The following is an 18,813-nucleotide window of genomic DNA, read 5'->3' as shown; positions in this document are numbered from 1 at the left end:
TGGTCTCACCGGACGTGCCGGCGGGCCAGCGCGGCGCGGCGGCTCTCCGGCAGGTCCGCGAGCCAGAGCTTCTGGAGCATGTGCCAGTCGGTGGGGTGCGCGGCGATGTCGGCGGCGAAGACGTCCGCGAGGGCCTGGGTGGCGGCGGGGACGGTGCTCACCTTGATCGGCGGGTGGATGCGGAACTGCCAGCCGTCCTCGGTGTTCCAGCAGCCGACCGGCAGCAGGGCGGCGCCGGTGGTGGCGGCCAGGTGCGCGGGGCCCGCGGGCATCAGGGTCTGCTCGCCGAAGAACGTCACGGGCACGCCGGAAGAGGTCAGGTCGCGGTCGCCGAGCAGGCACACGACCTTGTTGGCGCGCAGGCGTTCGGTCAGCACGGCCGTGGGCGGACGGTCGCCGCCGGTCAACGGCAGCACCTCGAAGCCCAGGGTCTCGCGGTACTCCACGAACCGGCGGTACAGCGACTCGGGCTTCAGCCGCTCGGCGACGGTGGTGAACGTGCCGGAGTGGGCGACGAGCCAGACACCGGCCATGTCCCAGTTCCCGCTGTGCGGCAACGCCACCACGGCGCCGGTGCCTTCACGCAGTGCCGCGTCCAGGTTTTCCGTGCCGGAGATCAGCTGGTCGCACTTCTGGACCACCGCGCGGTGGTCCATCGTCGGCAGGCGGAACGCCTCGCGCCAGTAGCGCGCGTACGACCGCAGCGACTCCCGCACGAGCTGGTCGAGCTCCTCGTCGCCCGCCCGCGGGACGACCCGGCTCAGGTTCTTGCGCAGCTGCTGGACGCTCGCACCGCCCCTGCGGGCCGCGTGGTCGGCGCCCGCCTGGAACAGGCCGCGCGCCCACGGCTCCGGCAGCAGCCGGATCAGCTGCCAGCCGGCGGTGTACCCGAGCGTCGCGAGGTTCACGCTGCCTCCCGCGCCGACCTCGACACGGCGAGGACGCGCTGCACCACCGTCGCGACCGTCATGACCGCGAGCAGCCACAACGCCACGTCCAGCAGGTGTGGCACGCCCAGGCCCTGCACACCGGCGCCGACGAGGGCCACGATGAACCGCTCCGCCCGCTCGGCGATGCCGCCGTCGGCGGAGAGCCCGGTGGCCTCCGCCCGCGCCTTCACGTACGAGATGACCTGCGCGGCGACCAGGCAGACGAACCCGGCGGCCGCCGTCCAGCGGGCGCCGGAGTCGAGCGCGTACCAGGTGAGCGCCGCGAACAGGGCGCCGTCGGCGATGCGGTCGCAGGTGGCGTCGAGGACCGCGCCGAACTTCGTCGGGCCGGCCGCGCGGGCCATCGCGCCGTCGATCAGGTCGAGCAGCACGAAGAACGCGACCAGCGCGCTGCCGAGGAACAGCTGCCCGCGGGGGATGAACCACAGCGCGCTCGCGACGGCGCCCACGGTGCCGACGACGGTGACGACGTTGGGCGTGAGGCCACGCGCCAGCAGCCACGCCCCGATCGGATCGGTGACGCGCGAGACGGACGCGCGAGCGAAGATGTTCAGCATGGCGGTTCGCAGCCTAGCTGGACTGCTGAAACGTGCCTCCCGCGGGTGAGCGGGCGCCGGCCGCAGCGGCTGCCGCGGCCCCTCGGCCGCTACGTGAACCTGCGGTGGTCCTCCGCGATCTTCTTCAGCAACCCCTGCAGCTCCTCTCCCCGCACCGCCGTCCGCTCCAGCCGGCCGAACAGCGCGAGGTACTCGCGCACGTCCAGCGGGTCGGTGATGGTGGCGTTGCCGGTCAGCACGCTGACCGTGACGACGCGCTCGTCGTAGATGTGGAAACCGTGCAGCGCCACCACGTTCGTGTCCGCCGACCAGGGCACGACGCCGAGCCGGACGTTGGGCCGGCGCTGGATCGCGGCCAGGTGCTCGACCTGCTCCGCCATCAGCTCCGACGACCCCATCCGCCAGCGCAGCGCGCTCTCGGTGAGCACGAACACGAACTGCTTCGCCAGGTCGTCCATCCGGGACCGCCGCACCCGCAGCGCCGCGACGGCCGCCTCCTGTTCGGACGGCGGCATCGTCGCCAGCACGGTGCGCAGGTAGGCCTCGGACTGCAGCAGCGACGGCACGAGGTTCAGCTGGAAGAACCTCGACGTCGCCGCGCGGGCCTCGACCCGGCTGATCGTCTGCTGGTGGCGGTGCGCACCCCGGTGCAGCACGACGCGGCGGGTCTCCGCCTCCGCGTGCAGCGACCGGGCGAGTTCGACCAGTTCGACCCGCGTCTCCCTCGTCGCGGCGAGCTCCGCGACGAGGCGCTCCACGTCGGTGACGGACGGGAGCAGCATGCCGTTCTCTATCTTCGACAGCTTGGACTGGCTCATCCCGGTGGCACGGGCGGTGGCCGTGCCGGTCATCTTCGCCTCGGTGCGCAACCGGCGTAGTTCACGCGAAAGCCGTTCTCTCGCTAATCGCGAACGCTCAGGTGCGGTCATGTTCGCACCGTAACCATTCGGACACGCTGAGACGATCGGCCATAGGCGGGGACTTGACTTCCAGTTGACACCTCCAGGTGGGTGATCTCACCTACCTGGAATCGCTATGCGCTGGCCGAATGTCTCGATCACCCGACTAAATGCACCCGAAAGTTGCAACGCAACCTATTCCGCACCGCATGGAAACTCCGCCGATTGTCCTACCAGGACAACGGGGGTGCTTTTTGTCACTTTTTTGTCCAAGAAATGGTACGGGTTTCAAGCACGCGCGGCCGCGCGCTCATACCGGCTTTCGCCAGCGCAATACCGCGCGCACACCCAGTCCGATGCCGCCGAACACGAGGGCGAACGCGATGAGCCCGAGCCCCGGCGCGTCGTCGGCCTGGGCGTACAGGAGGGCGCTCACGCCGAGCGCGATGAGCAGGACACAGCCCAGCAGGGACAGCAGCAGTCGAGGCATAGATCGACTATCACTCGTCAGCTATCGAAAGTCAATAGATAGCGAGTGGTAGTCGATCTGTGCCCGCAGCGTCAGTCGAGCGCCCGCCAGCCGTCGGCCAGCAGCTGCCTGGTCTCCCCCAGCAGCTGCGGCAGCACCTTCGTGTGCCCGATGACCGGCATGAAGTTCGCGTCCCCGCCCCACCGCGGCACCACGTGCTGGTGCAGGTGCGCGGCGATCCCGGCACCGGCGACGACGCCCTGGTTCATGCCGATGTTGAACCCGTGCGGCGCGGCCACCCGGCGCACCACGCGCATCGCCTTCTGCGTGAACGCGGCGAACTCGGCGGTTTCGGAAACCGTCAGGTCCGCGTAGTCAGGCACGTGCCGATACGGCAGCACCATCAGGTGCCCCGGGTTGTACGGGTAGAGGTTCAGCACCGCGAACACTTCCGACCCGCGGGCGATGATCAGGCCCGATTCGTCGTCCAGTTCGACCACTCGGCAAAACGGACAACCGGCCGGTTCATCGCCGACCGCTTTGCCCTCGCCCTTCACATAGGACAGGCGGTGCGGTGTCCACAACCGCTGCAATGCGTCGTGGACACCGACACCCTCCTGACCGGAAAGTTCCGGCTGCTCGAACTCGGACGTCACGAGAGCAGTTCCGCCGTCGGCGAGGCGTTCTCGCGGCGACCGACCCACTCGACGATCTGCTCGACGGCGCGCTCCACCGGGACACCGTTGATCTGCGTGCCGTCGCGGAACCGGAACGACACCGCGTTCGCCTCCACGTCCTTGGCGCCGGCCAGGAGCATGAACGGCACCTTCTGCAGGGTGTGGTTGCGGATCTTCTTCTGCATCCGGTCGTCCGAGGCGTCGACCTCGACCCGGATGCCCTGGCGCTTGAGGACGTCGCGCACCGCGAACAGGTGGTCGGCGTTCTCGGAGGTCACCGGGATGCCCACGACCTGCACCGGCGCGAGCCACGCCGGGAACGCGCCCGCGTAGTGCTCGGTCATCACGCCGAAGAACCGCTCCACCGACCCGAACAGCGCGCGGTGGATCATGACCGGGCGCACGCGCGAGCCGTCGGGCCCGGTGTACTCCAGCTCGAACCGCTCCGGCAGGTTGAAGTCGAGCTGGATGGTCGACATCTGCCAGGTGCGGCCGAGGGCGTCGCGGCACTGCACGGAGATCTTCGGGCCGTAGAACGCGGCGCCACCGGGGTCGGGCACCAGCTCCAGGCCGGACTCCCGCGCCACCGACGCGAGCGTCTCGGTCGCCTCGTCCCAGATCTCGTCGTCACCCACGTACTTCTCCGGGTTCTTGGTCGAGAGTTCCAGGTAGAAGTCGTCGAGGCCGTAGTCGCGCAGCAGGCCGAGCACGAACTCCAGCAGCGAGGCCAGCTCGTCGCGGACCTGGTCGCGGGTGCAGAAGATGTGCGCGTCGTCCTGCGTCATGCCGCGCACGCGGGTGAGGCCGTGCACCACGCCGGACTTCTCGTACCGGTACACGCCGCCGAACTCGAACATGCGCAGCGGCAGCTCGCGGTACGACCGCCCGCGCGACTTGAAGATCAGGTCGTGGAACGGGCAGTTCATCGGCTTGAGGTAGTAGTCCTGGCCCGGCTTGCGGACGGTGCCGTCCTCGTTCAGCTCGGCGTCGAGGTGCATCGCCGGGTACATGCCGTCCTTGTACCAGTCGAGGTGGCCGGAGACCTCGAACAGGTTGCCCTTGGTGATGTGGGGCGAGTAGACGAACTCGTAGCCCTCTTCGGTGTGCCGCTGGCGGGAGTAGTCCTCCATGGCCTTGCGGATGATGCCGCCCTTGGGGTGGAACACCGCGAGGCCGGAGCCGATCTCGTCGGGGAACGAGAACAGGTCCAGCTCCACGCCGAGCTTGCGGTGGTCGCGGCGCTCGGCCTCGGCCAGGCGCTCCAGGTGGGCGTCCTGCGCTTCCTGCGACTCCCACGCGGTGCCGTAGATGCGCTGCAGCTGCGGGTTGTTCTCGTTGCCGCGCCAGTACGCGGCGGCCACGCGGGTGAGCTTGAACGCCGGGATGTGCTTGGTGGTCGGCACGTGCGGGCCGCGGCACAGGTCACCCCAGACCTGCTCGCCGGAGCGCGGGTCGAGGTTGTCGTAGATCGTCAGCTCGCCGCCGCCGACCTCCATGACCTCGCTGGTGTCGACGTCGCTCTTGAGGTCGACCAGCTCCAGCTTGAACGGCTCGGACGCCAGCTCGGCCTTCGCGGCGTCGACCGACTCGACGACGCGCCGGGAGAACCGCTGCGAGGACTTGATGATCTGCTTCATGCGCTTCTCGAGCGCCTGCAGGTCCTCGGGGGTGAAGGGCTTCTCGACCTGGAAGTCGTAGTAGAAGCCGTCCTTCACCGGCGGGCCGATGCCGAGCTTGGCCTCGGGGAACTGCTGCTGCACCGCCTGCGCCAGCACGTGCGCGGCGGAGTGGCGGAGGACGCTGCGGCCGTCCTCGGTGTCGGCGGCGACCGCCTCGACCTCGACGTCGACCTGCGGGGTCCACGACAGGTCGCGCAGGTGGCCCTCCGCGTCCTTCACGACGACGATCGCGTCGGCGCCCTTGCCGGGCAGACCGGCCTCGCGCACGGCCGTGCCCGCCGTCGTCCCAGCCGGAACCACCACGCGCGGCGGGTTCTGGGCGACTGCTGGGCGCGACTCGGACACGATGACTCCTCGGTGTGACTCTCGGGCTGGAACTTTGTGTTCAGCAGGTCAGATGTTATCGGTGCTCAAAACCGACATGACGATCGCGTCGTGGAAGACGCCGTCCCAGAGCAGCACGTCGCGCAGCCGGCCCTCCTCGCGGAAGCCGCACTTGCGGTAGACGTGCAGCGCCCGCTCGTTGAACTCGTACACCTCCAGGTCCACCCGGTGGAGGTTGCGCTCGGTGAACGCGTGGTGCAGGACGTGCTTGACCGCCGCCGTGCCGTAGCCCTTGCCGAACCCGTCCTGCAGCGCGATCCGCAGCCCGGACTTGCGGTTGACGTCGTCGATCGGGCTGAGCACGACCTCGCCCAGGTACCTGCCGTCCACGGTGATGGCGCGGGTGTAGCGGTTGGGGTCGGCCAGCGTGCGCTCGATGTAGGCCTCGTAGTCCTCCAGGGTGAACGTGCCGTGCGTGCCGGTGAACCGGTTGACCTCGTCGGCGTGCGGCCCGCCGTCGGCCATGGCCTGGGCGAACTCCCTGCGGAGGGGTACGAGTTCCATGCCTTCGATTGAAGCCGGTCGACGCAACCGGTTTGTCATACGCACGCTCGTCTGAGTGGTTTTCCGGATGCGTTCCAGCGGCCGGGGCGGGCACGCTGTGGGCCCGTCCGCCGATGTGAGGAGCGCTGACATGCACGATCCCGTGGTCGAATGCCCCGTCCGCCGCACGGCGTCCAACCGGGACGAGCTGCGCCTGCTCTACGCCGACCTGCGCGACCACTACGCCCGCCGCGACGCCCGGGACGGCACCCGCACCACGCTGCACTTCCTGTGGTCGGGTGTGCTGGACGCCGAGCTGTTCGGCGCCACCTACGCCGACCAGCGCCACGTCTTCGCGGCCTCCCGGCCGATCATGAACTCGCGGCTTCAGGAAACGAACAGGCAGCTGTCAGGCTGTGCTCAGTCGAGCGGCGCATCGTTGGTGCCATGAGCGAGCAGGGACAGGCGCCTCCCCCACCGGAGCCGCCGCGCAACGAACCACCGGAGGACCGGCCCGCCGCGGACCAGCCGACGACGCCCCACCGGCCACCGCCTCAGCCGGACCCGGCCGCGGCCACACCGGCCGCTGCCCCGCCTCCCCCGGCGCCGCCGGTCACGCGGTCCCGGTTGAGGGGGTTCGCGCGCCACCGGGCCACCCAGCTGGTCGCCGTGGGCCTGCTGGGCCTGGTGCTGGGCGGCGGCATCGTCGGCGCGGTGACCGCCAACCGCTTCGACGACCGCGGCGGACCGGGTCACCACCGCGTGCACGACCGCGGCGAACGCGGGCCGGACCGCTTCGACCAGCGCGGCCCGCTCGACCAGCGGGGCGACCGCTTCGAGCGGTGACACCGGCCGAGCGCGCGACTCGCGCACCGAGTCCCCGACCGCGGGTCGCGCGCTCACCCGGGGCCGGGAACGCACGCCGCCGGCTACTGGGCCTGCGGTCCCAGCCGGATCGCCAGCAGCTGGCGCCGCACCACCTTGCCGGTCGCGTTGCGCGGCAGCTTCGGCACGACCACGACCTCGCGCGGGACCTTGTGCCGCGCGAGCCGGGTGCGCACGAACTCGCGCAGCTCCCGCACGTCGATCCGCGTGCCGGCCACCGGCACCACGAACGCGCGCAACCGTTGCCCGTACTCGGGGTCCGGCACGCCGAGCACCGCGGCGTCGCGCACCCGGTAGTGCGTCATGAGCAGGTTCTCCACCTCGACCGGGTACACGTTCTCGCCGCCGGAGACGATCATGTCGTCCTCGCGGCCGTCGAAGTGGAGCCGGCCGTTGGGGTCGAAGTGCCCGAGGTCGCCGGTCGCGACGAGCCCGTCGATGGACTCCTTCTGCGTGCCGTCGGTGTACAGGTCGACGGTCAGCGAGCCGCGCACGTAGATGCGGCCGGTCACGAACGAGCGGGTGATCCGCTGCCCGGACTCGTCGTAGATCCGCACGAGGCAGTTGTGCGGTGGCATGCCGACGCTGGACGGCGCGGCGGCCAGGTCCTCGGGGGTCGCGACGGTGGCGACGGCGACTTCCGTTGAGCCGTAGAGGTTGTAGAGCACCGGGCCGAGCACGGCCATGGTGCGCTGGACGAGCTCGGGCGCGATGGGCGAGCCCGAGGAGAACACCACCCTCAGGTGGCCCAGGTCGAACGAGTCGATCACCGAGCGGTCCAGCTCCATGATCCGCTGCAGCATCGTCGGGACCAGCACCAGCGTGGTGCAGCGCTGGCCCTGCACCGACCACAGCGTCTTGCGCGGGTCGAACCGGCGGTGCAGCACCGCGCGCGAGCCGAGCGACATCGCGAGCGTCAGGTGCGAGTAGCCGACGGAGTGGAAGATGGGGGCGGCGATGAACGTCGACTCGTTCGCCCTCATCGGGATGCGGTCGAGGAAGTCCGACGCCGTGAGCACCGACTTGATCTCCCGCGCGGTGCCCTTGGGGACGCCGGTGGTACCGGAGGTCAGCTGGATCACCACACCGGGCTCGCGCGGCGGGTCGAGCTCACCGCGCGGTGCCTTGGCGACCAGCTGGTCGAGCGTCGGCGTGCGCCGGTCGAGCCCGTCGCGCGACCAGGCGAGCCAGCGCGGGACCGACGGCGGCAGCTGGTGGAACAGCGGGGTGAACTCCTCGTCGTGGATGACGACGGACGCGCGTTCGCGCTGCAGGAGGTCCAGCACGACCGGCGCGCCGAAGCCGGTGTTGACGAGCAGCACCCGGACGCCGAGCTTCGCGCACGCCAGCAGGGACTCGACCATGCCGCGGTGGTTGCGGCACATCAGCGCGACGACGTGGGTGTGCTGCACGCCGAGCGACCGCAGGCCCTGCGCGATCGCGGTGGACCGCCGGTCGAGCTGCCGGTACGTGACGGACCCGCGGTCGTCGACCAGCGCGATGCCGTCCGGGTTCAGCCGCACCGCACGGCGCAGCGCCGTGACGTTCGGGCCCCAGACCGCCACCTCGCGCAACGCCTGCACGGACATCTTGACGTTCGTGAGGTTGACCATGCCCGCTTCGGACAAGACGCGGAGTGAGTGCACCCGGCCCACGGCGTCGCGGAACACCTTGCGCAACCCTGGCATCAACAGCTCCTCGCGCTGCAAGTCCCCCGAGGTGTTCGGACGGTAACTGTCGGCAAGCCGGACGCCAAGTGTTGTTCCGCGCGGAATGAGCATGACAACACGACAACCGAACCTGCAAACGTTTTCATGTTAGCGGAGTGGCCGGACCGGCGCGCTGTGAGCGCCCCAAGAGGCGGTCTGGGCGGTCAGACCAGGAAGCCCCGCAGCAGTGACGCCGTCCCGTCGAGGTGCTCGGCCATCTCCCTGCGCGCCGCGGCCGGGTCACCGTCCAAAATGGAAGCGATGATGCGCTCGTGCTGGGCGTTGGAGTGGGCGAGGTTCGGTTCGAGCAGCGGGATGGTGTCGAGCAGCTCGTTGACCCGCATCCGCGAGTCCGCGACCGCCGCGGTGAGCGAGGCCGACCCGGTGGCCTCCGCGATGGCCAGGTGCAGCCGCGAGTCCTTGCGCCGGTACTCGGCCAGCGCCGCCGTGGACGCCTCCGCCAGCCTGCTCCGCAGACCGCGGCGTTCGGCGGGGCCCAGCGACCGGCCGGCCGCCGCCTCCGCCGCACCGGTCTCCAGGACCTTGCGCAGCGTCAGCGCGTCGTGCAGGTCGCCGAGCTCCTTGCCGGGCGCGGACTCCGGGACCTCCTCGGTCACGAACGTGCCGCCGTAGCGGCCGCGGCGCGACTCGACGTAGTTGTTCTCCTGCAGCGACCTGATGGCCTCGCGCACGGTCACCCGGCTCACGCCGAGCCGGGTGGCGAGCTCCCGTTCGGACGGCAGCCGCTCGCCCGGCGCGACGACGCCGAGCCGGATGGACTGCATGAGCCGTTCGACGGTCTCCTCGAAGGCGTTGCCCGCCCGCACCGGGCGGAACAACGCCTCCTGCGCCTGCTCCATCTGCTGTGACGTCTCCCTTAGAGGGGGGTCACGTAGGCGCCGGCGATGCCGCCGTCCACGAGGAAGTTCGACGCGGTCATGAACGAGGAGTCGTCGGAGGCCAGGAACGCGACCGCCGCGGCGATCTCCTCGGGTTCGGCGAACCGGCCGAGCGGCACGTGGACGAGCCGGCGCGCGGCCCGTTCCGGGTCCTTCGCGAACAGCTCCCGCAGCAGGGGCGTGTTGACCGGGCCGGGAGAGAGCGCGTTCACGCGGATGCCCTCGCGTGCGAACTGCACGCCCAGCTCACGCGACATCGCGAGCACGCCGCCCTTCGACGCCGTGTAGGAGATCTGCGACGTCGCCGCGCCCATCGTCGCCACGAACGACGCCGTGTTGATGATGGAGCCCTTGCCGTTGGCCTGCATGTGCGGGATGGCGTACTTGCAGCACAGGTAGACCGACGTGAGGTTCACCTTCTGCACGCGTTCCCACGCCTCAAGTCCCGTCGTGAGGATCGAGTCGTCGTCGGGCGGCGAGATCCCGGCGTTGTTGAACGCGATGTCCAGCTTGCCGTACGTGTCCACTGTGGTCTGGAAGAGCGCCTTGACCTGCTCCTCGTCGGTCACGTCGACCTGGACGAACAGCCCGCCCACCTCGTCGGCCGCTGCCTTGCCGGTCGCCGGGTCGAGGTCGGCGACGACGACCTCCGCGCCCTCGCTCGCGAACCTGCGCGCGGTCGCGAGACCGATGCCGCTGCCGCCACCCGTCACGACGGCCACGCGGCCCTCGAGTCGCTGCACCATGTGTTGTTCTCCTGTCAGACGTGCCGGAAGTCAGGTGGCGATGAAGACGTTCTTGACCTCGGTGAAGGCGTCGAGCGCGTCGGGTCCGAGCTCACGGCCGAGCCCGGACTGCTTCACCCCGCCGAACGGCGTCCAGTAGCGGACGGACGAGTGCGAGTTCACCGACAGGGTGCCGGCCTCCACGGCCCGCGACACCCGGATCGCGCGGCCGACGTCTTTCGTCCAGATCGAACCGGACAGGCCGTACTCGGAGTCGTTCGCGATCCGGACCGCGTCCTCCTCGTCGGTGAACGGCAGGACGACGACGACCGGCCCGAAGATCTCCTCGGTGACCGTGCGGTGGCCGTAACCCGGTGTGAGGACCGTCGGCGGGAACCAGAAACCGGGACCGGCCGGGGCTTCGCCGCGGAACGCGACATGCGTGTCATCGGGCACGTAGGACGCCACCTTGCCGAGGTGCGCCGCGGAGATCAGCGGCCCCATCTCGGTCGCCTCGTCGCCCGGTGCGCCGACCTTCACGCCCTTGACCGCGGGCTCCAGCAGTTCCATGAACCGGTCGTAGGCGCTCGCCTGCACCAGAATCCGGGACCGGGCGCAGCAGTCCTGCCCGGCGTTGTCGAACACCCCGTACGGCGCGGTCGCGGCCGCCTTCTCCAGGTCGGAGTCCGCGAAGACGATGTTGGCCGACTTGCCGCCGAGCTCCAGCGTCACCCGCTTCACCTGGTCCGCGCAGCCGGCCATGATCTGCTTGCCCACCTGCGTGGAGCCGGTGAACACGACCTTGCGCACCAACGGGTGCGTGACGAACCGGGTGCCGACGACGCTGCCCTTGCCCGGCAGCACCTGGAAGACGCCCTCGGGCAGGCCCGCCTCCAGCGCGAGCTCGCCGAGCCGGATCGCGGTGAGCGGCGTGACCTCCGCCGGCTTGAGCACCACCGTGTTCCCCGCGGCGAGCGCGGGTGCGAAGCCCCAGCCGGCGATGGGCATCGGGAAGTTCCACGGCACGATCACGCCGACGACGCCGAGCGGTTCGTGGAACGTCACGTCCAGCCCGCCGGCGACCGGGATCTGCTTGCCGAACAACCGCTCCGGTGCCGCGGAGTAGTACTGCAGCACGTCGCGGACGTTGCCGGCCTCCCAGCGGGCGTTGCCGATGGTGTGCCCGGAGTTCTCGACCTCCAGCCGCGCCAGCTCCTCGACGTGCGCGTCGACGACCTCGGCGAACCGGCGCAGCAACCGCGCGCGGTCACCGGGGGCGACGGCGCGCCAGCCCTGGAACGCCTTGTGCGCCCGGCCGATCGCCGCGTCCGTGTCGCCGAGGGTGGTGTGCGGCACGGACCGCACGACCTCCTCGGTGGCCGGGTTGATGACGTCAAAGGTCACAGCGTTGCGCTCCTTGCCACGTCCACGAGTGCTTCGAACAGCCTCAGGTCCTCGATGTCCTGCTCCGGGTGCGACTGCACGCCGACGACGAACCGCGCGCCCTCCAGCTCCACGGCCTCGACCGTCCCGTCCGGGGCCAGCGCCGTGACCCGCAGGCCGTCGGCGACCCGGTCCAGCGCCTGGTGGTGGTGGCACTGCACGGTGGTCCGGTCGCCGAGGACCCGGTGCAGCGCGGTGCCCGGTTCGACCGCGACGTCGGTGTGCTCGAACACGCCGGGCGCCGGGTTGTGGCCCTCGACGTGCTGGTGCAGCGTGCCGCCGAGCGCCACGTTGAGCACCTGCATGCCGCGGCACACGCCCAGCACCGGCAGGTCGAGCTTCAGCGCCGCCTCGACCAGCGCGAACTCGGCCTCGTCGCGGTCGCGGCGCGGTGGCCCGGTACGCGGGTCCGGTTCGGCACCGTAGGTGGCGGGGTCGACGTCGGCGCCGCCGGCGATCACCAGCGCGTCGAGGAACGCGACGCTCTGGGCGGTCCACGTGCCGACCGGCGGCAGCATCACCGGGTTGGCACCGGCCGCGACCACGCAGTCGAGGTAGCCGCGGTGGAGCACGGCGGCCTCCACGTCCCAGTGGCCGAACCGGGTGCGCTCCAGGTAGGTGCTGATGCCGACGAGGGGCTCAGAGGCGCTCAAAACCGCGCACCTTCTCCCAGTCGGTGACCGCCGCGTCGAACGCCTTCAGCTCCACCTTCGCGGCGTTGAGGTAGTGGTCGACCACCTCGGCGCCGAACGCGTCGCGGGCGAGCTCGCTGGCCGCCAGCAGGTCCGCCGCCTCGCGCAGGGTCGTCGGCACGGTCGGCCGGTCGGAGACGTAGGCGTTGCCGACGAACTCGTCCTCCAGCGGGAGCTTCCGCTCCACACCGCGCAGGCCCGCCGCGATCAACGCCGCCACCGCGAGGTAGGGGTTCACGTCACCGCCGGGCACGCGGTTCTCGAACCGCAGCGACTGGCCGTGGCCGACGACCCGCAACGCGCACGTGCGGTTGTCCCGGCCCCACGCCACCGCGGTCGGCGCGAACGAGCCCTCGACGTACCGCTTGTAGGAGTTGACGTTCGGGGCGAGGAAGTAGGTGAGCTCGCGCAGCGCGGCCAGCTGGCCCGCGAGGAAGTGCCGCATCAGCTCCGACATGCCGTGACCCTGCGCGAAGACCGGGTCGCCGTCCCGGGAGCGCAACGACAGGTGGATGTGGCACGAGTTGCCCTCGCGCTCGTTGTACTTCGCCATGAACGTGAGCGACTTGCCCTGCTGCGCGGCGATCTCTTTGGCGCCGTTCTTGTAGATGGCGTGCTGGTCGCACGTGCGCAGCGCCGTGGTGTAGCGGAAGGCGATCTCGTGCTGGCCGGGGTTGCACTCGCCCTTGGCGGACTCGACGACCATGCCCGCGCCCGTCATGCCGTTGCGGATGGCGCGCAGCAACGGTTCCACGCGCGCGGTGCCCAGCAACGAGTAGTCGACGTTGTACTGGTTGGAGGGCGTGAGGTTGCGGTAGCCGGAGTTCCAGGCCTGCTCGTAGGTGTCGTCGAAGACGATGAACTCCAGCTCGGTGCCGACGTGGGCCTCCAGGCCGAGCTCGGAGAGCCGGTCGAGCTGCCTGCGCAGGACCTGCCGCGGCGAGGCGACGACCGGGTCGCCGTTCTCCCACACCACGTCGCACATGATCAGCGCGGTGCCCTCCTGCCACGGCACCCGGCGCAGGGTGTCCACGTCCGGCTTCATCACGAAGTCGCCGTACCCGTGCTCCCAGCTCGACATCGCGAAGCCGCTGGCCGGGTTCATCTCGACGTCGACCGCCATGAGGTAGTTGCAGCCCTCCGCGGAGTGCCCGAGGACCTCGTCGAGGAAGTACCGCGCCGCGCACCGCTTGCCCTGCAGGCGCCCCTGCATGTCCACGATCGCGACGAGGACGGTGTCGATCTCCCCGGCGTCCACGGCCGCGCGCAACTCCTCGACGGTCAGCATTCCGCGTTCCTCCAAAGGTATGCATGCGAGCCATTGGCGGCATCATCTTGACACCGCCGGGTGATGAGCGCCACCCTCAACCACTGCTTAAAGGACTAATGGGAGTCCATATGGCCAAGCATGTCGAGTACGAGAAGGTGAGCAGCGACTACCTGGAGCACCGGCAGCTGAAGCGAGGGGCGGCGGGCTGGGTCCTGCTCGCCGGGCTGGGTGTCTCGTACGTGATCTCCGGTGACTTCGCCGGGTGGAACTTCGGCCTCGCGCAGGGCGGCTGGGGCGGGTTGCTCGTCGCCACCGTCCTGATGGCCACGATGTACACGTGCATGGTGTTCGGCCTGGCCGAGCTCGCCTCCGCACTCCCCGTCGCCGGTGCGGGCTACGGCTTCGCACGGCGCGCGCTCGGCCCGTTGGGCGGCTACGCAACGGGTATCGCGATCCTCATCGAGTACGCCATGGCGCCCGCGGCGATCTCGGTGTTCATCGGCGACTACATCAAGGCGCTCGGCCTGCTCGACGCGACGTGGCCGGTGTACCTGGCGTGCTACGTGGTCTTCGTGGGCATCCACCTGTACGGCGTGGGCGAGGCGCTGCGGCTGATGTTCGTCATCACCGGTGTCGCCGTGGTCGCGCTGGTGGCGTTCGTGGCGGGCATGATCCCGAAGTTCGACTCCGCGAAGCTGTTCGACATCGGCGACGGCTCGTTCCTGCCGATGGGCGTCACGGGGGCGTGGGGCGCGATCGTGTTCGCGATCTGGTTCTTCCTGGCGGTGGAAGGGGTTCCGCTCGCCGCGGAGGAGGCCCGCGACCCCAAGCGCGACATGCCGCGCGGCATCATCGCCGCGATGATCGCGCTGCTGGTGTTCGCGGCGGCGATCCTGCTGGTCGCACCGGGCGGTGCGGGCGCGAACGCGCTGAAGGAGTCGGGCAACCCGTTGCCGGAGGCGGTGCGCGCGGCCTACGGCGGGGACACCTTCCTGGCACAGCTCGTGAACTACGTCGGCCTCGCCGGTCTGGTGGCGTCGTTCTTCTCGATCATCTACGCCTACTCGCGGCAGCTGTTCGCGTTGTCGCGCGCCGGGTACCTGCCGCGCTGGCTGTCGAAGACCGGCAAGCGCAAGACGCCGTACCTCGCGTTGATCGTGCCGGGCACCATCGGTTTCGTCCTGGCCACCACGATGAAGACGGTCGACCCGGTGAACGGCGGCGCGCGGATCATCAACATCGCGGTGTTCGGCGCGGCGCTGTCGTACGTGCTGATGATGGTGTCGCACATCGTCCTGCGGAAGACGGCACCGGACCTGCCGCGGCCCTACCGGACCCCCGGTGGCACCGCGACCACCGGTGTGGCGCTGGTGCTGGCGGTCGCGGCGGTCATCGCGACGTTCTTCGTGGACGAGGTCGCGGCGGGCGTCACCGCGGGCATCGTGCTGATCGCGGTGGCGTACTTCTGGTTCTACAGCCGGCACCACCTCGTGGCGAACGCGCCGGAGGAGGAGTTCGCCGCCATCGCCAAGGCGGAGGCGGAGCTGGATTAGGGCCTGGGCCGGCCGCCGCGCGGTTTCGTGCGGCGGTCAGCCCTGCAGGTAGCGCACGATCGCGAGCACCCGCCTGCTGTAGGCGGCGCTGTCGGTGAGGCCGAGCTTCTCGAAGATCGCGTTGATGTGCTTCTCCACGGCGCTGCGCGAGATGCTGAGCGCTTGGCCGATGCCGGGGTTGCTGTGCCCCTGCGCCATCTTCTCCAGCACGTCGCGTTCTCGCGCGGTCAGTCCGGCCAGCGGGTCGGCGTGCGCGCTGCGGGTGATCAGCGCGCGGACCACGTCCGGGTCGAACGCCTCGCCGCCGGCGGCCACCCGTTCCAGCGCGCCGAGGAACTCGCCGACGTCCATCACCCGGTCCTTGAGCAGGTACCCGACGCGGCCACCCCCGGTGGTGATCAGCTCGGTCGCGTAGCGCTTCTCGACGTACTGCGACAGCACCAGGACGGCGACCTCCGGCCAGCGCCGGCGGATCTCCAGCGCGGCCCGCAGCCCCTCGTCGGTGTGGCCGGGCGGCATCCGCACGTCGGTGAGCACCAGGTCGGGCCGGTGTTCCTCGGTCCGCTCCAGCAACGCGGTGGCGTCACCGACGGCGGCCACCACCTCGTGCCCCTCCTCGGCCAGCAGGCGGACCAGGCCCTCGCGCAGCAGCGTCGAGTCCTCGGCGATCACGACGCGCACGGCAGCTCCGCGGTGATCACGGTCGGGCCACCGGGTGGACTGTCCACTGTGAACACGCCGTCCACCGCGGCCACCCGCCGCGCCAGTCCGGACAGCCCACTGCCCGCCGGGTCGGCGCCACCCGCGCCGTCGTCCTCGATCCGCACGACGACCATGCTGCCCCGCCTGCTCACCGACAGGTCGATCCGGGTGGCGCCGGCGTGCTTGCCGACGTTGGTGACGGCCTCGGAGGCGACGAAGTACGCGGGCACCTCGACGGTGCCGGGAGGGCGTTCGGTGAGCGCGTAGCGCAGGCGCACCGGAACGCCGGCGCGTTCGGCCAGTGACTCCAGTGCCGCGTGCAGCCCGCCGCTGTCCAACCCGGCCGGGTACACCCGCCAGCTCACCTCGCGCAGCTCCAGCAGCACCCGTCCGGCCTCCTCGCGGGCCTGCTCCAGCAGGTCCGGCGCCTGGTCGGCACGGCGGCTCGCCCTGCCCAGCAGCACGCCCAGCGCGACCACCCGCTGCTGCACGCCGTCGTGCAGGTCGCGTTCGATCCGCCGGCGCTCCTCGGTGATCGCCTCGACCACCTCCGCGCGGCTCACGGTCAGCTCGGAGACCCTGCGCCGCAACACCTCCTGCGCGGTCGGGCCGAGGAAGTGGCGCGCCAGCCCGAGGTCGAGGCGCTCCACACCGAGCAGCGCCTGCACCGTCATGAACACCAGCAGCGTGCCGAACAGCACGAACGTGATCGGGTCGTACCAGCTCATCCGGCTCGGGCTGCCCGTGCCGAAGACCATCTGCCACACCATGACCGCGGCCGTGCCGGCACCGAGGACGATCAGCAGCAGCACGCCCGCGCCGAGCCCGCCGACGAGCCAGCGCACACCCAGGTACCGCAACGCCCGCCGGCCGGTGAAGTCCCCCGCGCTGCCCTGCCCGTGGAAGCGCTCGATCCGCCGGCCCTCGAACTCGGCGAGCACCCTGGCCGTCGTGAACACCGCTGGTCGCGCGGACCTCACCCCCAGCAGGGCCGCGGCGCAGACCACGAAGGCGAGCTCGGCGAACGCGGACGCTCCCCCGACCGCCAGCCCGGCCGTCCGGCGCGCGGCACGGCGCAGCAGCCCACCGCGGTCGAACAGCACCCCGGCAGCGTAGCCGTCACCGGGCACGCGCCGACCGCCGTTCCCGCAGGCGGATGACCACGAACCACCCGGCGGCCAGCACGACCGCCGCGAGCACGGCCTTCTGGAACACCCCGGCGTACTCGTCGACCAGGTACCAGTTCGCGCCGAGCAGGTACCCCGCGCCCACGAACACCGTGTTCCAGATCAGGCTGCCCAGCGTGGTCAGCAGCAGGAACTTCGCGAAGCCCATCCGCTCCACTCCCGCGGGCAGCGAGATGAAACTGCGGAACAACGGCACCATGCGCCCGAAGAAAACCGCTTTCGCGCCGTGTTCGGCGAACCACTTCTCGGTCCGGTCGAAATCGGAGACCTGCACGAGCGGGATCTTCGCGACGAGGGTGCGGGTGCGTTCGCGGCCGAGCAGCATTCCGGCGAGGTACACGACGACCGCGCCCACGACGGAGCCGACCGTGGTCCAGAAGAGCGCCTCCCCCAGGCTGAACACGCCCCTGGCCGCGGAGAAACCCGCCAGTGGCAGGACGATCTCGCTCGGGATGGGCGGGAAGAGGTTGTCCAAGCCGACCACCACGGCAGCGCCCACGCCGCCGAGCGACTCCATCAGGCCCACGGCCCACCCGGCGAGTCCGCCGACCGGTTCGTGGGCGGTGGGCGCGACAACTGAGAACATCGAACTCCCCCAATTCCTTTTCGATGAGCTCGATCTTTTCAACTCCTTTTTCCGGTCACCATGAGGAAGACCGTTCGTTTTGTGGTGCTCGTCCGCAGCTGCGGAACTGCGGAGGACCACACCCCCGTCCGGACCAGCACCACCTCGTTTCGAGCCGGTCGTGGCAGGATCGGGCCCGTGAGTGACATTCAACGTGTGGGAGTCGTCGGTTCCGGCCTCATGGGCTCCGGGATCGCCGAGGTGAGCGCTCGTGCGGGGCTCGACGTCATCGTCGTCGAGGTCAACGCGGGTGCGGCCGAGGCAGCGCAGGGGCGGATCGCCTCGTCGCTGGCCAGGGGCGTGAAGTCGGGCAAGCTGACCGAGGACGACCGGGCGGCCGCGCTGGGGCGGATCCGGTTCACCACGGACATCGGCGACTTCGCCGACCGGCAGTTCGTGGTCGAGGCGGTCGCGGAGAACGAGCAGGTCAAGACCGAGGTCTTCGCCGCGCTCGACAAGGTCGTGACGGACGAGGACGCGATCTTCGCCTCCAACACGTCATCGATCCCGATCATGAAGCTCGGCATGGCCACCAACCGGCCGGAGCACGTCATCGGCGTGCACTTCTTCAACCCGGTGCCGGTGCTGAAGCTCGTCGAGATCGTGCCGTCGCTGCTGACCGGCGCCGCCACGCAGGAGCGCGCCGAGGCGTTCGTGCGCGGCACCCTGCACAAGGAGGTCATCCGCTCGCAGGACCGCGCCGGCTTCGTGGTCAACGCGCTGCTGATCCCCTACCTGCTCTCCTCGATCCGCATGCTGGAGTCCGGGTTCGCCTCGGCCGACGACATCGACAACGGCATGGTGCTCGGCTGCGCCCACCCGATGGGGCCGCTGCGGCTGACCGACCTGATCGGCCTCGACACCACGAAGGCCATCGCCGAGTCGATGTACGAGGAGTTCAAGGAGCCGCTGTACTCGCCGCCGCCGCTGCTGCTGCGCATGGTGGACGCGGGTCTGCTGGGCAAGAAGTCCGGCCGCGGGTTCCACAACTACGCCCGGTAGAACGCACGCGGGGACCTTTCGTA

At 70.4% G+C, this 18,813-nt stretch carries 20 protein-coding genes; 4 read left to right on the top strand and 16 right to left on the bottom strand.

Annotated elements, in window-relative coordinates; all coding sequences use genetic code 11:
- Window positions 1-5: 5 nt before the first annotated feature.
- The 7 genes from ACVDFE_RS18135 to ACVDFE_RS18105 all read right to left on the bottom strand — a co-directional run bounded on the left by ACVDFE_RS18135 (window position 6) and on the right by ACVDFE_RS18105 (window position 6,119).
- Entirely contained in the window at window positions 6-908 is a 903-nt protein-coding gene (locus tag ACVDFE_RS18135; protein ID WP_458431162.1) for a phosphatidylinositol mannoside acyltransferase, read from the bottom strand.
- Window positions 905-1,507, bottom strand: coding sequence for a phosphatidylinositol phosphate synthase (gene pgsA, locus ACVDFE_RS18130; RefSeq protein ID WP_360391610.1), 603 nt, complete (start codon window positions 1,505-1,507; stop codon window positions 905-907). The genes ACVDFE_RS18135 and pgsA overlap by 4 nt, the downstream gene beginning before the upstream one ends.
- A gap of 89 nt (window positions 1,508-1,596) precedes the next feature.
- Complete coding sequence (locus ACVDFE_RS18125; protein ID WP_360391613.1) at window positions 1,597-2,436, bottom strand: helix-turn-helix domain-containing protein; 840 nt, start codon at window positions 2,434-2,436, stop codon at window positions 1,597-1,599.
- 280 nt (window positions 2,437-2,716) lie between these two features.
- Complete coding sequence (locus ACVDFE_RS18120) at window positions 2,717-2,896, bottom strand: hypothetical protein (RefSeq protein WP_360391616.1); 180 nt, start codon at window positions 2,894-2,896, stop codon at window positions 2,717-2,719.
- Window positions 2,897-2,967: 71 nt separating this feature from the next.
- Complete coding sequence (locus ACVDFE_RS18115) at window positions 2,968-3,531, bottom strand: HIT family protein (RefSeq protein ID WP_360391619.1); 564 nt, start codon at window positions 3,529-3,531, stop codon at window positions 2,968-2,970.
- A complete protein-coding gene (gene thrS / locus ACVDFE_RS18110) occupies window positions 3,528-5,576 on the bottom strand; it encodes a threonine--tRNA ligase (protein WP_360391622.1) in 2,049 nt (682 codons plus the stop codon). Before thrS ends, ACVDFE_RS18115 begins: the two co-directional genes overlap by 4 nt.
- A 48-nt stretch (window positions 5,577-5,624) precedes the next feature.
- The gene (locus tag ACVDFE_RS18105) at window positions 5,625-6,119 is read right to left on the bottom strand and encodes a GNAT family N-acetyltransferase (RefSeq protein ID WP_360391625.1); all 495 of its coding nucleotides are present in this window, start codon (window positions 6,117-6,119) and stop codon (window positions 5,625-5,627) included.
- A 130-nt stretch (window positions 6,120-6,249) separates the two neighbouring features.
- Here ACVDFE_RS18105 and ACVDFE_RS18100 point away from each other — a divergent pair, with 130 nt between their 5' ends.
- Together ACVDFE_RS18100 and ACVDFE_RS18095 are read left to right on the top strand one after the other, a co-directional pair.
- Entirely contained in the window at window positions 6,250-6,549 is a 300-nt protein-coding gene (locus ACVDFE_RS18100; protein WP_360391627.1) for a hypothetical protein, read from the top strand.
- On the top strand, window positions 6,546-6,944 hold the full coding sequence (locus tag ACVDFE_RS18095) for a hypothetical protein (protein WP_458431160.1): 399 nt from the start codon (window positions 6,546-6,548) through the stop codon (window positions 6,942-6,944). Before ACVDFE_RS18100 ends, ACVDFE_RS18095 begins: the two co-directional genes overlap by 4 nt.
- An 83-nt stretch (window positions 6,945-7,027) precedes the next feature.
- On the opposite strand, the gene ACVDFE_RS18090 is transcribed toward ACVDFE_RS18095, so the two are convergent.
- From ACVDFE_RS18090 to ACVDFE_RS18065, 6 genes are all read right to left on the bottom strand, one after another.
- Entirely contained in the window at window positions 7,028-8,671 is a 1,644-nt protein-coding gene (locus ACVDFE_RS18090) for an AMP-binding protein (protein WP_360391633.1), read from the bottom strand.
- 185 nt (window positions 8,672-8,856) lie between these two features.
- The gene (locus ACVDFE_RS18085; RefSeq protein ID WP_458431159.1) at window positions 8,857-9,552 is read right to left on the bottom strand and encodes a FadR/GntR family transcriptional regulator; all 696 of its coding nucleotides are present in this window, start codon (window positions 9,550-9,552) and stop codon (window positions 8,857-8,859) included.
- Window positions 9,553-9,569: 17 nt separating this feature from the next.
- Entirely contained in the window at window positions 9,570-10,337 is a 768-nt protein-coding gene (locus ACVDFE_RS18080; protein ID WP_458431158.1) for a 3-oxoacyl-ACP reductase, read from the bottom strand.
- A 30-nt stretch (window positions 10,338-10,367) separates the two neighbouring features.
- Window positions 10,368-11,720 carry an aldehyde dehydrogenase family protein gene (locus ACVDFE_RS18075; protein ID WP_458431157.1) on the bottom strand — a complete coding sequence of 451 codons (1,353 nt, stop codon included), beginning with the start codon at window positions 11,718-11,720 and terminating at the stop codon, window positions 10,368-10,370.
- Entirely contained in the window at window positions 11,717-12,412 is a 696-nt protein-coding gene (locus tag ACVDFE_RS18070) for a gamma-glutamyl-gamma-aminobutyrate hydrolase family protein (RefSeq protein WP_360391645.1), read from the bottom strand. The genes ACVDFE_RS18075 and ACVDFE_RS18070 overlap by 4 nt, the downstream gene beginning before the upstream one ends.
- Window positions 12,399-13,739 (bottom strand): glutamine synthetase family protein, encoded by a 1,341-nt coding sequence (locus tag ACVDFE_RS18065; RefSeq protein ID WP_458431156.1) that lies wholly within the window; start codon window positions 13,737-13,739, stop codon window positions 12,399-12,401. Before ACVDFE_RS18065 ends, ACVDFE_RS18070 begins: the two co-directional genes overlap by 14 nt.
- A 110-nt stretch (window positions 13,740-13,849) precedes the next feature.
- Between ACVDFE_RS18065 and eat the strand changes: the two genes are divergently transcribed.
- Window positions 13,850-15,274 carry an ethanolamine permease gene (eat, locus tag ACVDFE_RS18060; RefSeq protein WP_458431155.1) on the top strand — a complete coding sequence of 475 codons (1,425 nt, stop codon included), beginning with the start codon at window positions 13,850-13,852 and terminating at the stop codon, window positions 15,272-15,274.
- A 36-nt stretch (window positions 15,275-15,310) separates the two neighbouring features.
- On the opposite strand, the gene ACVDFE_RS18055 is transcribed toward eat, so the two are convergent.
- From ACVDFE_RS18055 to ACVDFE_RS18045, 3 genes are read right to left on the bottom strand one after another with little or no spacing between them, the layout of a single operon-like run.
- Window positions 15,311-15,955: a response regulator transcription factor gene (locus tag ACVDFE_RS18055; RefSeq protein ID WP_360391653.1), complete on the bottom strand. Its 645-nt coding sequence runs from the start codon at window positions 15,953-15,955 to the stop codon at window positions 15,311-15,313.
- Window positions 15,943-17,079 (bottom strand): sensor histidine kinase, encoded by a 1,137-nt coding sequence (locus ACVDFE_RS18050; protein ID WP_458431154.1) that lies wholly within the window; start codon window positions 17,077-17,079, stop codon window positions 15,943-15,945. Before ACVDFE_RS18050 ends, ACVDFE_RS18055 begins: the two co-directional genes overlap by 13 nt.
- A gap of 16 nt (window positions 17,080-17,095) precedes the next feature.
- Window positions 17,096-17,749 carry a DedA family protein gene (locus tag ACVDFE_RS18045; RefSeq protein ID WP_458431152.1) on the bottom strand — a complete coding sequence of 218 codons (654 nt, stop codon included), beginning with the start codon at window positions 17,747-17,749 and terminating at the stop codon, window positions 17,096-17,098.
- A 177-nt stretch (window positions 17,750-17,926) separates the two neighbouring features.
- On the opposite strand from ACVDFE_RS18045, the gene ACVDFE_RS18040 reads away from it, so the two are divergent.
- Complete coding sequence (locus ACVDFE_RS18040; RefSeq protein ID WP_360391660.1) at window positions 17,927-18,790, top strand: 3-hydroxybutyryl-CoA dehydrogenase; 864 nt, start codon at window positions 17,927-17,929, stop codon at window positions 18,788-18,790.
- The last annotated feature ends 23 nt before the right edge of the window (window positions 18,791-18,813 follow it).

The organism is Lentzea chajnantorensis (assembly GCF_054300775.1).
The sequence above is the reverse complement of the archived record's forward strand: the minus strand, read 5'-3'. Positions and strand labels throughout refer to the sequence as shown.

Bases quoted from the DNA above. Each gene is read 5' to 3' on its own strand.
- ACVDFE_RS18125 (WP_360391613.1), bottom strand. From the start codon at position 2,436: ATGACCGCACCTGAGCGTTCGCGATTAGCGAGAGAACGGCTTTCGCGT.
- ACVDFE_RS18095 (WP_458431160.1), top strand. From the start codon at position 6,546: ATGAGCGAGCAGGGACAGGCGCCTCCCCCACCGGAGCCGCCGCGCAAC.
- ACVDFE_RS18090 (WP_360391633.1), bottom strand. From the start codon at position 8,671: ATGCCAGGGTTGCGCAAGGTGTTCCGCGACGCCGTGGGCCGGGTGCAC.
- ACVDFE_RS18085 (WP_458431159.1), bottom strand. From the start codon at position 9,552: ATGGAGCAGGCGCAGGAGGCGTTGTTCCGCCCGGTGCGGGCGGGCAAC.
- eat (WP_458431155.1), top strand. From the start codon at position 13,850: ATGGCCAAGCATGTCGAGTACGAGAAGGTGAGCAGCGACTACCTGGAG.
- ACVDFE_RS18120 (WP_360391616.1), bottom strand. From the start codon at position 2,896: ATGCCTCGACTGCTGCTGTCCCTGCTGGGCTGTGTCCTGCTCATCGCG.
- pgsA (WP_360391610.1), bottom strand. From the start codon at position 1,507: ATGCTGAACATCTTCGCTCGCGCGTCCGTCTCGCGCGTCACCGATCCG.
- ACVDFE_RS18045 (WP_458431152.1), bottom strand. From the start codon at position 17,749: ATGTTCTCAGTTGTCGCGCCCACCGCCCACGAACCGGTCGGCGGACTC.
- ACVDFE_RS18080 (WP_458431158.1), bottom strand. From the start codon at position 10,337: ATGGTGCAGCGACTCGAGGGCCGCGTGGCCGTCGTGACGGGTGGCGGC.
- ACVDFE_RS18100 (WP_360391627.1), top strand. From the start codon at position 6,250: ATGCACGATCCCGTGGTCGAATGCCCCGTCCGCCGCACGGCGTCCAAC.
- ACVDFE_RS18065 (WP_458431156.1), bottom strand. From the start codon at position 13,739: ATGCTGACCGTCGAGGAGTTGCGCGCGGCCGTGGACGCCGGGGAGATC.
- ACVDFE_RS18105 (WP_360391625.1), bottom strand. From the start codon at position 6,119: ATGGAACTCGTACCCCTCCGCAGGGAGTTCGCCCAGGCCATGGCCGAC.